This is a genomic window from Chromobacterium sp. IIBBL 290-4 (assembly GCF_024207115.1).
Lineage (GTDB): Bacteria > Pseudomonadota > Gammaproteobacteria > Burkholderiales > Chromobacteriaceae > Chromobacterium.
In genome coordinates, this window is record NZ_CP100128.1 from 4,300,494 (window position 1) to 4,312,799 (window position 12,306).

The following is a 12,306-nucleotide window of genomic DNA, read 5'->3' on the forward strand; positions in this document are numbered from 1 at the left end:
CGTTAGATGTTCAACAAGGTCTGGATCAAGGTATCCTGGGTCTTGATCGTTTGCGCATTGGCCTGGTAATAGCGCTGGGCGGTAATCATATTAACCAGCTCATTGGTCAAATTGACATTCGAATCTTCAACCGATCCTGAAATCAAATTGCCGGAATTTCCCGCGCCAGGCTGATTAATGGTTGGGGTGCCGGAATTACCGCTCTGCTGCCATTGATTGCCGCCAAGATTCAACATGCCTTGCGGATTGACAAACGTCGCCAAAGCCACCTGCCCCAGGGTTTTGGTTTGGCTATTGGAAAAGCTGGCCTGCACCACGCCGCTGCTAGTGATCGTCACCCCGGTCAAGGTGCCCGGCGCTGCGCCATTCTGCACAATAGGACCATTGCTGCCAGGGCTGGACATCGCAATCTGAGTCGAACCGGTAAGACTCAGCGCAATCGTCTCAGGCGCAGCCGAGCCATTGGTCGGCGAAAAGGAAACACTGATATTTGCCGGCGTCGTGCCGGTGATCTGGCCGCTGGTATTGAACTGCATGGTAAAAGTTGAATTACCGCCGCCGCCATTGCCGCCTCCGGCAACAGTTGCCGGCTGGCCATCGACATACGGCACGCCCGTCCAGGTATTGCCATTCGCGCTGGTAGTAGTGAGCGAATAATATACCGTCATCTGATGGGAGTTGCCCAAGGTGTCATAAACCGTGGTCGTGGCTGGATAGTTATATGTGCTCGGATTGGTCGGACTTACCGGAGAGACAGTCGGCGTAGTGGAGTTGGAGTTCAACTGCACCGGCCATGTCATTTGCGTGGTTGCCTGCGGAGCGATCGAAGTATTGGTGATTTGCAGGTTCTGCAGCGGCCCAACCTGCGGGCTGCCCGCCGCATTCACGCCATAGCCTTGAACAAAAGCCCCGGAATTATTTACCAGGTAACCCTGACTGTTCACCTGGAACTGGCCATCGCGCGAGTAGGTCTGGGTGCCGCTTGGTTGCTTCATCACAAAGAAGCCGCTGCCGCCAATGGCGACATCCAGGCTTCGGCCAGTGTTTTCAGTATTGCCGGACTGCATATTTGCCGTTACCGCCAACACGGAAACGCCATTGCCTGGCGAATTGGCGGCATTGCCGAAAATGCTTTGGCCATACAGATCGCCGAATTCCGTACGGGAGCTTTTAAAGCCTACCGTATTGGCGTTGGCCACATTGTTGCCGATTGAATCCAGCTGCGTCGATGCCGCATTAATGCCGCTCAAACCCTGTTCAAAGCCCATCTCACCACTCCTTCATTCAAACCGAGCAAGCATCCATCAAGACATCTGAGCCACGGCCGACAACGGCACAGTCTGATTCCCAGACAATACCAACATCGGCGTGCCGCTAGACCAGGTTACAGCCTGGACTTGCTGATTGTTATAAGCCGTCGCCGTCGTGGTTCCGCCTGAGCTAGCCTGGGCCACCTGTACCTGGAAGGTGTATTGACCAGCTGGCAGCGCGTTGCCCTTGCCATCCGTGCCATCCCACTTGAAAGTGTTCATGCCCGCGCTAGGATTGGAAACGCTCATCGTATCCACCACCGTGCCGTTCTTATTCACGATATTGACCTGATAAGCCGAAGCCGGGCCATTCAACATCACACCCGCCTGCACCGTCTGCCCCGCCGCCGGCGTGTTCAGCGTATTCCCCGCCACCAGAACCTGCCCGCCTATCATGCCCGCGGCCATCATCGATTGCGAAGCATTCTGCGACGACACCAGCTGCTGCATGGTTTGGTTCAGCGTTTGCAAACCAGACACTTGACTGATCTGAGCCATCTGGGTGGTCAACTGGGAGTTGTCCATCGGATTCAATGGATCCTGCGCATTCAACTGCGCCGTCAGCAACGTCAGAAAATTGTTTTGCAGGCTTTGCGCGCTGGTAGCGCTAGCCGTGTTACCTGAAGAGCCGCCATTGGCCGCCGTAATGGCCTGAGCCCCGGTGGCCAAAGTATTGTTCGCTACGCTGTAGGGATTAGTTGCCGAAGCCATGGCGGCTCTCCATCATTTGCTGTTTACTGTCCCAACTGCAGAGTTTTCTGCAGCAGATTCTTGGCAGTGTTCATCATTTCAACGTTGTTCTGATACGCGCGGGAGGCGGCGATCATGTCCGCCATTTCCTCCACCACGTTGACGTTGGGCATGGTCACATAGCCTTTCTCATCCGCAAGCGGATTGCCAGGCTCATACTTCAAGCGCGGCGGGCTTTGATCCTCCACCACGGAGGTCACCCGCACGCCAGCCACATTAGGCTGCGCGTTATCGACCGGCGTCGCGGTGAACACCACATGGCGGCCTTTATACGGCTGACCTGTCGAACTGGTCGCGCTCTCCGCATTGGCGATATTGCTTGCCACCACATTGAGGCGCATGGACTGGGCGGACAGCGCCGAGCCGGAAATATTGAACAAATTAGACAAAGACATTTAGTTTAACCCCCGCTGCCGCTGCCCTGAATCGCGGTGTTCAAACCGCTTATTCGCTTAGTCAGAAAAGTCAGCGTGCTTTGATATTGCAAAGCATTGTCGGCAAAGGCGCCGCGTTCCACGTTCATATCCACCGTATTGCCGTCCAGGCTGGGCTGCACGGCGCTCCGATACATCAGCGGCACCGCCTCCGCGCCGCCTGCCTGGCTCGCAAGATGGTGTTCATCCGTCGTTGCCAGCTGCAAGCGGCCCTGTTTGTCCTGCTGAGCCTGCAAGGCTGCCTTGAAGTCGAAATCCACCGCCTTGTAGTAAGGCGTTTCCGCATTAGCGACATTGCTGCCGATCACCTCGGCGCGATAGGCCTGCAGATTCAGCGCGCGCTGCTGGAAATCGAAATAATGGGCAATCTTGTCTAACATGAGCAATCTCCTTGCCTGGGTGATAAAGCACAAAGCGTGCCACCCCTGAAAAACAGCTCAAATCCTTATTTTTAAAAGACCCCGCCTCTCGCGCCAAGGCCAGGACCGGCCCAAAGCGGCAAATCTTGCCGCCCCGGCTGATCAAGCGCAAGGCGCTTCCTGTCGTTGCGATGGCAAAACCTCGCCAAAAGCGTCAATAATACAAACAAGCGGAAAGCGGGAACCAGACCATGCTGGAACTACCACAACTCCTGATCTCCTTGGCCGAACCCTCTTCGGTTCAAGCCCAGATCATCATCAAATCGCTGGAGGCGCTGGGCGCCACTCAAGTCCAGCAGCACGCCGCAGGCAATGACTTGCTTGAACACGCCCGGCAAAGACGCCCCGATCTCGTCATCAGCGCCTACTACCTGCCGGACATGACAGGCAGCGAGCTCGTTGAAGCGCTGAGGAACAGTAGCGACCTATACGATCTGCCCTTCATCCTGATCTCCAGCGAAACGCATCCCGAGCGGCTTGAGTCCATACGCCAAGCGGGAAGCCTGGCCATTCTACCTAAACCATTTAGCAATGACGAATTACAGATGGCTATGCAATCTGTAATGAATTTCATCAACTGCGACAGCTTGGGCGCCGAAGTGGACGAGGACATGGCCTTGATGAACGTGCTGATCGTCGACGACAGCAGCACCTCTCGCCACCACATCCGCCAAGTGCTTGAAAAACTTGGATTCGAGCATTTCTGCGAAGCAGCCAGCGCGGAAGCCGCCATCCCTTACCTTGAACAAGAGTCCTTCAAGCTGATCATCACCGATTACCATATGCCCAATATGAGCGGCCTGGACTTCGCCAAGCACGTCCGGGCCAGCGGGCTGCAAGAGGGCACACCCATTTTGATGATCACCAGCGACATGGAAAACATAGCGCCGGAGATTCTGGAAGAAAGCGGCGTGGCCAGTTGCTGCAAGAAGCCATTCGACATGGAAGAGATGCGCGCGCTCATTCGTCAACTGCTTAACGAATACTGAGCCGATGCGCTGACTTGAACACAGGGAAAAGTCGCGTCAAAATCGCCCCTTCAAACGCCATGCAGCCATCCGACCATCATGCCTCACCCCTCCCAAGCCCTCGCCTCCGCATCGCCCGCCTTGCTGATCGAGGCAAGATCCGATGCGCAGGCCGCCCTGAGCTGGCTCGCCGAGCACGCCGACGCCCCCGCCACGCTGAACAGCTATAGAAAAGAATCGGAACGGCTGTTGATGTGGCTTGCCCGGCGCGGACAAAAGCTGGCGGAGGTGAAACGGAACGATGTGCTGGACTACCAGACGTTCCTGGCTTCGCCCTATCCGGAGCAGGAATGGATGGGGCCGGCCAGGCCTCGCAGCCACCCTGACTGGAAACCGTTCAGCAAGCCGCTGACGCCTGCCAGCGTTCGACACAGCCTGACGGTGCTTGGCGCGATGTTCAGTTATCTCAACGATGCCGGCTACCTCAACGGCAATCCCTTCAAACTCCTGAAGCGAGGAAAAAGACAGCATTCACGGCTGGATGAGGATCGCTTCCTGGATGTCGTAAGTTGGCGCCACATCCAGGACACCTTGGACCGCCTGCCTCGCGACACGCCGCGCGAGCAAAAGCAAGCCGAGCGGGCGAACTGGCTTTTTACCTTGCTGTATCTGACCGGCGCGCGGCGCAGCGAAGTGGCGCTGGCTCGCGCCAGCGATTTGGTAAAACGCAATGGCAATTGGTGGTGGCACATCTGCGGCAAAGGCGGGGTCGCGGCCAAGATTCCTTTCACGGACGAATGCATGGCTGCCATGCGGCGTTATCGATCCAGCCTAGGCCTGCCAACTGAGCCGACTCCGCAAGACGACACGCCGCTAGTATGCCGAACCAGCGCCAAAAACCTGGCCCAACCCTTGAGCGACAAGGCCATCTATCTCATCTGCAAAGAAATTTTCACTCGCGCCGAGCAGGAAACAGAAGACGCGGCCATGAAACTCCGCTTGCGCCAGGCCACCACGCATTGGCTCAGGCATACCGCGGCCAGTCACCAGCTGGAGGCAGGCGTGCCCTTGCTGATGGTCAGCCAAAACCTCCGCCATGCCAGCATCCAAACGACACGGCGGTATCTGCACAGCGAAGAAGATGCCCGCCACGAAGCCAGCCAACAACATCAACTGCGCGCGGCTGAGGGCAAGTGACACCACCAAGAGCGCACTCGATGCCTCAGCCGCATGGGGAATTCGCAAAACGCTAGCAATCGGCGGCGCGGCATCAAAACCGAACCGCGCCCCTGCTAGGTGAGCAAGCCATTTCACGGAAGCGACAGACGTGTTGATTAAGCAAGGGAATGAAACCGCTTGATGAAGAAAATTCGACGCAAAGCATTGTACTGCCTGGCATGCTTGGCGCTGATCTGGCTAGGCTGGCAGGTCGCGCAGCGGCTGGTGATTCTGTACCCATCCCGGCAAACCGGCGCCACGCCGAAAGATTATGGCGTCGCCTTCATCGAACAGTGGATAGACGCGCCGGCGGGCGGCGGCACTCGGGCGGGGCGCGTGCAAGTCTGGTGGATTCCCGCCGCCAACGCCTCTGCGCCTGCCGTGCTCTACCTGCACGGCAACGAAAGCACGATGTCTACCGATATCGGCCTCATTCTCAGCTTGCGGCAGGCAGGCTTCTCGGTGATGGCCATAGACTATCGCGGCTATGGCGAAAGCGCCTTGCGATTGCCCAGCGAAACTTCCGTCTATATCGATGCCGGCCTCGGCTGGCTCCATTTTCTCGAGCTGACGCCGCAAGCTTCCAAACGCCTGCTGTACGGCCACTCCATGGGCAGCGCGATCGCAATCGACCTGGCTGGCCGGGCAAACCGGCTTGACGGCTTGATTGTAGACGGCGCCTTCACATCAGCCGCGGACGTAGGCCGCGCCATGACCGTCAACTGGCTGCCGCTAGCCAGCCTGCTGCGGCAGAAATTTTTGTCTCAGGACAAAATCGAAGACTTGAAGATGCCGCAACTCTTTATCCACTGCACCGCGGATGAGGTCATCCCCGTCGATTTGGGTTTGCGCCTATATGGGCTGAGCCAGGCGCCGAAACAGCAGTTATTGATCGAGGGCGGCGATCACGATCATTGTTACCGCGCGGCGCCGCAGAGGTGGAGGCAAGCCATTCGAAAAATGGGCGGCATGGATTAAACCCAAGCCAAACAAGAAACGGCGGCAAGCCGCAAAATAACCACGTCAGCCGTTGATACATTCCAGACAGGCTCGAAACCCATCCCAAATTGAATGCTTATTGCAGCGCAAAGAATCTAAATAAAATCCGATCGCAGCTGCCTAGCGCAGCCTGAGAAAATGGCGCTTATTTCATGCTATCCTCGCGAGAGACGCAGTTATTTGCTGATCATTCAATATCAATAACGCCGCCTCATGCGCGCAGAGCTCAACTAGCTTCGGAAGCAGCCAATGCCGCCAAGGGAGACTCGCGCTCCTCACGGCCAACGATCGATGCCTTCAGTTGCTTGACAATATTCAAACCCGCTTGCGTGCTGCCGGCATTCCAACCCTCTCGCCATTCATCCCCATCCGCATTCATCTGCATGGCCGCGCAAATTTCCGCGTCTTTCCTGATCTGTTGCTGCCTGATGCGATCCGCTAAAGCGATCAGGCTCTGGGATGAAATCAGAAACTCGCCGCACCCCAGGTCAATACCGGCTTCTTTGGCAATTTTATGGATATCCACTTTTTAATTTCCTTTATTTTTCCAACAAGCAAACTCAAATAACTGACGAACCTGGCTCAGAATTCGAATTTCAACACGGCAGCAAAGCCTAACATGTCAATTGGCATCAATCACGCATAAATGAATTTGGCATTCAAAAAAACGTCAAAGCATGAAAAAAACCTGCAGAATCATTGCCATAATCAGCGCATTATCCCATAAACGCGCCTCGCGCAAAGTGGGACAGACTGATTGCCAGAGAAATCCAGACACGAATGTCGCTTTATTGAAAAATCCATAAAAACAAAACCTTGGATCACACCCCAGGCCAGCGAGACGCCAAGCGAAGCCCCCCCCTTGGCACTCAAAAAGCTTCACCCCTGCCTCAACCCACTTGTGGCGAAAACATCGTCAAGACCACCTTACCTAAATTGCGGCTAGCCGCCACATACTCATGCGCATCCGCCACTTGCGCCCATGGATAGCTGCTATCCACCATGATTTTGATGCGTCCGTCCAAAATCGCCGGCAAGATGCGATCCCTCAGGGCCGCGGCCAAACGCGCCTTTACCTGCAAGGGCTGAGGACGCAAGGTCGAACCCACCAGGCTGATCCGCTTCATCAGCAACCGGCCGAAATCCAGTTCTGCCTTGAGGCCGCCCATCACGCCGATGTTCACCAACACGCCATCCGGATTCAGCGCCTGCAGGTTTTCCGCCAGATAGCTGGCGCCCACCGGATCCAGCACCGCATCGGCGCCGCCCCAGCTCTTCACCAACTCGCCAAAGGCCGGCGTGTCGCGATAGTTGAACACCCTGGCCGCGCCTAATTCGCGGCAGAATGCCAGCTTTTCCTCGCTGCCGGCGCTGGCGAAGGCTTGCGCGCCCAACATGGCTGCCAGCCGGATCGCCGCCGCGCCGACGCCGCTGGCGCCCGCATGGATCAACACCTGGTCGCCGGACTTGACGCCCGCTTTTTCCACCAGATTGAACCAGGCCGTCATCCAGGCCTCCGGCAGGCTGGCGGCTTCCACCCAGGACAGCTCGTCAGGCTTGGCAATGGCCAAAACCTCGTCCATCAAGACGTACTCGGCATAGCCGCCGCCTTCCACCAAACCCAATACGGCATCGCCCGGCTGGAAAGCCGAGCCCTCCGCCGCCTCTTCCACCCAGCCCGCCGCCTCCAGCCCCATCAAAGGGCTGGCGCCCGGCGGCGGCGGATAGCGCCCCTCGCGCTGCATCAAGTCGGCGCGGTTGACGCCGGCCGCCATCACCCGCACCAGCAATTTGCCCGGCGCCAGCCGCGGTCGCTGCCACTCGCCGATTTCCATCGTATCGACGCCGCCTGGTTCGCGCTGCGTCACCGCTTGCATGGTCATAGTTTTGTCCTTTGTGCTTGATACTCGCCAGATGCGGCCACTCTCCCGCAATCGCAAGCCACGCGCCAGCAGACCGTCCGCGATTGAACCGGTCATGCGCTGGATCAAGCAATCCTCGGCTGCATTGATTACAATCCCACGTCATGAGCGAGAACTGTTTCCATTGCGGCTTGCCGGTGCCGTCCGGCGCGCATTTCCCCATCCTTTACCGTCAACGCGAAGAAGCCGCCTGCTGCGCCGGCTGCCAGGCGGTGGCCAGCACCATCATCCAGTCCGGCCTGGCCGACTATTATCAACACCGCACCGAAGGCGCGGCCCGTGCCGAGGCGCTGCCGGACACCATCCTCGAACAAATCAAGCTGTACGACTCGGACGAATTGCAGCAAAGCTTTGTCCACACCGAGGACGGCCAGCGCCGCGAAGCCGCATTGATGCTGGAAGGTGTCACCTGCGCCGCCTGCATCTGGCTGAACGAACAGCATCTGCGACAGCTGCCCGGCGTGCTTTCCGTCGACATCAATTACAGCACCCAGCGCGCGCGGGTATGCTGGGACAACAAGCGCATCCAGCTGTCAGCCATTCTGGAAGCCGTGGCGGCTATCGGCTATCGCGCCCATCCTTACGACGCGGAGCGCCAGGAAAAGCTGCAACAAAAAGAACGCAAGCAAGCGCTGGCCCGGCTGTGGGTGGCCGGCTTGTCGATGATGCAGGTGATGATGTACGCGGTGCCGGTCTACCTGGCGCCCGACGGCGACATCGCGCCGGATTTTCTGTGGCTGCTGCACTGGGCCAGCTTCATCCTCACGCTGCCGGTGCTGCTCTACTCGGCGCTGCCGTTCTACCGCAATACCTGGCGCGATCTGAAAACGCTGCGCGTCGGCATGGACACGCCTGTCACCATCGGCATTCTCACCGCCTTTATCGCCAGCTTCTGGGCCCTGATCCATAAATTCGAGCACGGCATTTATTTCGACTCGGTGTCGATGTTCGTGTTCCTGCTGCTCGGCGGCCGTTATCTGGAAGGCATCGCCCGCCGCAAGGCCGGCGCCGCCAGCGAAAGCCTGGTCAAACTGGTGCCGGCCTTCTGCCATCGCCTGGCGCATTGGCCGGCCAGCCGCGACAGCCATGAAGCCACCGTCGCCAGCCTGCGCGCCGGCGACGTGGTTCTAGTCAAGCCGGGCGAAACCATACCAGCCGACGGCGTGGTGCTGGAGGGCAAAAGCAGCAGCGATGAATCGCTGCTCACCGGCGAAAGCCGCCCCATCGCCAAACTGGCGGGCGACGCGCTCATCGCCGGCAGCGTCAACGCCGCCAGCCCACTGGTCATGAGGGTAGAACACGCGGGCCAGACAACGCGCCTCGCCGGCATCGTTCGCCTGCTGGACCAGGCGCTGTCCGAAAAACCCCGGCTTGCCCGCGTGGCGGACCGCTACGCCAGCTGGTTTGTCGCGCTGCTGCTGCTGGCCGCGGCGGCCAGCTATATCGGCTGGCATTTCATCGAGCCCGACCGCGCCTTGTGGATCATGGTGGCGGTGCTGGTCATCTCCTGCCCCTGCGCCCTGTCGCTGGCCACCCCGGCCGCGCTGACCGCCGCAGCCGGCCACCTGGCCTCGCTGGGCGTGCTCACCACTCGCGGCCACGCGCTGGAAACGCTGGCCAAGGCGACCGACGCGGTATTCGACAAGACCGGCACCCTCACTTATGGCCGGATGCGGCTGATAGCCTACCAAGGCAGGCTGGCGCGCGAACAAGCGCTCCCCCTCGCTGCCGCCCTGGAGCAAGGATCCGAACATCCCTTGGCACAGGCCATATCACAAGCCGCCCAAAGCCTGCCGCCTGCGCAGGCCGAAGCGCACGCCAACCAGCCCGGCCACGGCCTGGCGGCCATGATAGGCGGGCAGGAGTGGCGCCTGGGCTCCGCGCCCTATATCGGCGACTGGCTGGATCAGCCGTTGGCGGACGACGAGCACTGGCATCCGGAATGCACCCAGGTGTGGCTGGCCAACGCCAGCGGCGTCCAAGGCCGCTTCGCCATCGGCGACGCTTGCCGCGATGACGCCGCCGAGCTGATCCAGGCACTGCGCGCGCGCGGACTCCGCCCCCATCTGCTCAGCGGCGACGGAGAAGCGGCAGTGGCCAGCCTGGCCGCCCAATTGGGTATAAACGACTGGCGCGCTCGCGCCGCGCCGGAAGACAAGCTCGCTTTCGTTTCGCAGCTGCAGGCGCAGGGCCGTAAGGTGGTGATGGTGGGCGATGGCGTCAACGATGCGCCGGTGCTGGCGCGCGCGGATGTTTCCATCGCCATGGGCGGCGGCACCGATGTGGCCCGCGCCAGCGGCGACATGGTGCTGATAGGCGATCGGCTAGGCCTCATTGGCCAGGCCGTCGACCTGAGCCGCCGCACCTTGCGGGTGATTCGGCAGAACCTGCTGTGGGCGGCGGGGTATAATATCGTCGCCCTGCCGCTGGCCGTTTCCGGCCATGTCACGCCCTGGCTGGCCAGCCTGGGCATGGCGCTCAGTTCTCTGCTGGTGGTAGGCAATGCCTTGCGACTGATCAAACGGGATTCTTGATGGAAAGCCTTTACCTGCTCATTCCGCTCAGCCTGGTGCTGGCCTTCGTCATCGGCGCCATTTTCTGGTGGGCTACCCGCTCCGGCCAGTTCGACGATATGGAAGGCCCGGCCCACCGCATTCTGATGGACGATGACACCCCGCGGACGCCGCTCGACGACGACCCGCCCCACTGACAAAGCCGTACTTGCAGACACAAAGCAGCCTATAACTAAGCTACGTAAGATTACCTAGCCTAATGCCCATGCAACTGCGTATTTTCCTGTTGACGCTTCCCGTGTGCTTGTTGCTGCCGCTGCTGTTCGCCGCTGCGCCCGCATCCGCCTGGATGATGTTCGCCTGCGGCGCCATCAGCGGCATTGCCGCCCTGATCTGCCATCAATGCCTGCGCCAGTATTTTTTGATCCATCCCTTGCGCCGGCTGGAAGCCGAGCTGGATCAGATGATGAGCGACCCCATCAATCTAAGCCGACCCTTGCCGCAGTTGTCGGAACAACACCCGCTCTATCCCAGCGTAGCCAAGCTCAATCAGCTGCTGAGCCACGCCAATGACGCCTTTTGCGTGGTCGCCGGCACTTCGGTCCGTTTGATGCCGATGGCCCAGGAGCTCACCGACACCTATAGCACCATGCTGCAAAAAAGCCTGCTGCAAGCCAATCACGGCAAAGTGCTGCTGGAAGCCATCAACACCATGATGTCGCAGACAACCGTGTTGCAGCAGGGGCTGGAAGAGATCACCGGCGCCATCAGCCATGCCCACCAGGACATGCAGGAAAACCGCGTCGCGACCTTGTCTGTGATCGATGGCGTCACCGAGGTGGCCAGGCTGCTGACCCACTCGGTGCAGGAAGTCGACACGCTGACCGCCGCCTCCAGCCAGGTTGGGCAGATACTGGGCAATATTCAGGACATCGCCGATCAAACCAATTTGCTGGCGCTGAATGCCGCCATTGAGGCCGCCCGCGCCGGCGAGATGGGACGCGGCTTCGCCGTGGTGGCCGACGAGGTGCGCAAGTTGGCGCAAAACACCCAGCAAGCCACCCGCGACATCCAGAACATCATGCAGCAAGTGCAGCACAGCACCGCCAAGGTTTCCGAATCCATGCAGACATCGCACCATCGCGCCAATGCCGCCGCTGGCCATGCCGACCACTCGCGCGAACAGCTGGACAAAATCACCCGCTCGATGAGCGAGATCAACCACGCCTCGCACGGCATCGCCGCCGCGGTCACCGAGCAGCACTCCACCGTCCTGTCATCCAAATCCTCAGGCGACATTCTCATCCAGCTGAATCAGGACGCGCTGGACTCCAGCCGCATCCTGTCGGTTTCCCCTGACGATCTGCGCAAACTGGGCCATAAGCTGCAGGAAAACCTGGCCGCCTTCGAAACCGGCGACGCGATGGAAAACGATCGCCGCCGCAACATCGCCCGCACCCAGGAACTGCAGCTTGCCGCCATCAAGGGCACCGACGCCAGCGGCGACATCGAGCTTTTCTAAGCGCCGCCAATCAAACGCGCCATGCCGCCTTGCCTGGCGCCTGCGCTGTCAGCTTTGGCCTGCCTGAGCGCAGACTCGTCTCCGCGTTTTGTCTTCGACTCGAAGCGAAGCGCTTGTCGCATAAAGAAAATTTGACAAATCAGGGCTTGCTTATATAATCGCCCTCTTTCTTCGCAACAGCATCCCCGCAGCCGCGCCGCCCGGCGGCAGCCTGCATCCGGACAGGGGCGGGCCGCGCGTGCCCTTCGCCC

Annotated in this window: 12 protein-coding genes; 6 read left to right on the plus strand and 6 right to left on the minus strand. The window is 59.6% G+C overall.

Annotation, left to right across the window (positions count from 1 at the left end):
- Window positions 1–2 precede the first annotated feature (2 nt).
- Genes flgE through flgB form a run of 4 tightly spaced genes read right to left on the minus strand, consistent with a single transcriptional unit; the run spans window position 3 to window position 2,874 of the window.
- Window positions 3–1,268 (minus strand): flagellar hook protein FlgE, encoded by a 1,266-nt coding sequence (flgE, locus tag NKT35_RS20225; RefSeq protein ID WP_254296527.1) that lies wholly within the window; start codon window positions 1,266–1,268, stop codon window positions 3–5.
- A 36-nt stretch (window positions 1,269–1,304) separates the two neighbouring features.
- A complete protein-coding gene (locus NKT35_RS20230; protein ID WP_254296529.1) occupies window positions 1,305–2,021 on the minus strand; it encodes a flagellar hook assembly protein FlgD in 717 nt (238 codons plus the stop codon).
- A gap of 23 nt (window positions 2,022–2,044) precedes the next feature.
- On the minus strand, window positions 2,045–2,455 hold the full coding sequence (gene flgC, locus NKT35_RS20235) for a flagellar basal body rod protein FlgC (protein WP_254296531.1): 411 nt from the start codon (window positions 2,453–2,455) through the stop codon (window positions 2,045–2,047).
- Between the two features lie 5 nt (window positions 2,456–2,460).
- Window positions 2,461–2,874: a flagellar basal body rod protein FlgB gene (flgB, locus tag NKT35_RS20240; RefSeq protein WP_254296533.1), complete on the minus strand. Its 414-nt coding sequence runs from the start codon at window positions 2,872–2,874 to the stop codon at window positions 2,461–2,463.
- Between the two features lie 230 nt (window positions 2,875–3,104).
- Here flgB and NKT35_RS20245 point away from each other — a divergent pair, with 230 nt between their 5' ends.
- From NKT35_RS20245 to NKT35_RS20255, 3 genes are all read left to right on the plus strand, one after another.
- Window positions 3,105–3,902: a response regulator gene (locus tag NKT35_RS20245; RefSeq protein WP_254296536.1), complete on the plus strand. Its 798-nt coding sequence runs from the start codon at window positions 3,105–3,107 to the stop codon at window positions 3,900–3,902.
- A 78-nt stretch (window positions 3,903–3,980) separates the two neighbouring features.
- A complete protein-coding gene (locus NKT35_RS20250) occupies window positions 3,981–5,078 on the plus strand; it encodes a tyrosine-type recombinase/integrase (RefSeq protein WP_254296539.1) in 1,098 nt (365 codons plus the stop codon).
- A gap of 162 nt (window positions 5,079–5,240) precedes the next feature.
- Entirely contained in the window at window positions 5,241–6,077 is an 837-nt protein-coding gene (locus NKT35_RS20255; protein ID WP_254296542.1) for an alpha/beta hydrolase, read from the plus strand.
- A gap of 247 nt (window positions 6,078–6,324) precedes the next feature.
- Here NKT35_RS20255 and NKT35_RS20260 read toward each other — a convergent pair whose 3' ends face one another.
- Complete coding sequence (locus NKT35_RS20260) at window positions 6,325–6,624, minus strand: hypothetical protein (protein WP_254296544.1); 300 nt, start codon at window positions 6,622–6,624, stop codon at window positions 6,325–6,327.
- Between the two features lie 364 nt (window positions 6,625–6,988).
- On the minus strand, window positions 6,989–7,981 hold the full coding sequence (locus NKT35_RS20265; protein WP_254296546.1) for an NAD(P)H-quinone oxidoreductase: 993 nt from the start codon (window positions 7,979–7,981) through the stop codon (window positions 6,989–6,991).
- 143 nt (window positions 7,982–8,124) lie between these two features.
- Between NKT35_RS20265 and NKT35_RS20270 the strand changes: the two genes are divergently transcribed.
- The 3 genes from NKT35_RS20270 (at window position 8,125) to NKT35_RS20280 (ending at window position 12,055) form a co-directional block, all read left to right on the plus strand.
- Window positions 8,125–10,554 (plus strand): heavy metal translocating P-type ATPase, encoded by a 2,430-nt coding sequence (locus tag NKT35_RS20270; protein ID WP_254296547.1) that lies wholly within the window; start codon window positions 8,125–8,127, stop codon window positions 10,552–10,554.
- Window positions 10,554–10,730: a cbb3-type cytochrome oxidase assembly protein CcoS gene (gene ccoS / locus NKT35_RS20275; protein ID WP_254296549.1), complete on the plus strand. Its 177-nt coding sequence runs from the start codon at window positions 10,554–10,556 to the stop codon at window positions 10,728–10,730. Before NKT35_RS20270 ends, ccoS begins: the two co-directional genes overlap by 1 nt.
- 68 nt (window positions 10,731–10,798) lie before the next feature.
- Window positions 10,799–12,055 (plus strand): methyl-accepting chemotaxis protein, encoded by a 1,257-nt coding sequence (locus NKT35_RS20280; RefSeq protein WP_254296551.1) that lies wholly within the window; start codon window positions 10,799–10,801, stop codon window positions 12,053–12,055.
- The last annotated feature ends 251 nt before the right edge of the window (window positions 12,056–12,306 follow it).

Excerpts from the sequence above, each read along its gene's own strand:
- NKT35_RS20230 (WP_254296529.1), bottom strand. The coding sequence starts at position 2,021 with ATGGCTTCGGCAACTAATCCCTACAGCGTAGCGAACAATACTTTGGCC.
- flgB (WP_254296533.1), bottom strand. The coding sequence starts at position 2,874 with ATGTTAGACAAGATTGCCCATTATTTCGATTTCCAGCAGCGCGCGCTG.
- ccoS (WP_254296549.1), top strand. The coding sequence starts at position 10,554 with ATGGAAAGCCTTTACCTGCTCATTCCGCTCAGCCTGGTGCTGGCCTTC.
- NKT35_RS20255 (WP_254296542.1), top strand. The coding sequence starts at position 5,241 with ATGAAGAAAATTCGACGCAAAGCATTGTACTGCCTGGCATGCTTGGCG.
- NKT35_RS20250 (WP_254296539.1), top strand. The coding sequence starts at position 3,981 with ATGCCTCACCCCTCCCAAGCCCTCGCCTCCGCATCGCCCGCCTTGCTG.
- NKT35_RS20270 (WP_254296547.1), top strand. The coding sequence starts at position 8,125 with ATGAGCGAGAACTGTTTCCATTGCGGCTTGCCGGTGCCGTCCGGCGCG.
- NKT35_RS20265 (WP_254296546.1), bottom strand. The coding sequence starts at position 7,981 with ATGACCATGCAAGCGGTGACGCAGCGCGAACCAGGCGGCGTCGATACG.
- NKT35_RS20280 (WP_254296551.1), top strand. The coding sequence starts at position 10,799 with ATGCAACTGCGTATTTTCCTGTTGACGCTTCCCGTGTGCTTGTTGCTG.
- flgE (WP_254296527.1), bottom strand. The coding sequence starts at position 1,268 with ATGGGCTTTGAACAGGGTTTGAGCGGCATTAATGCGGCATCGACGCAG.
- NKT35_RS20245 (WP_254296536.1), top strand. The coding sequence starts at position 3,105 with ATGCTGGAACTACCACAACTCCTGATCTCCTTGGCCGAACCCTCTTCG.
- flgC (WP_254296531.1), bottom strand. The coding sequence starts at position 2,455 with ATGTCTTTGTCTAATTTGTTCAATATTTCCGGCTCGGCGCTGTCCGCC.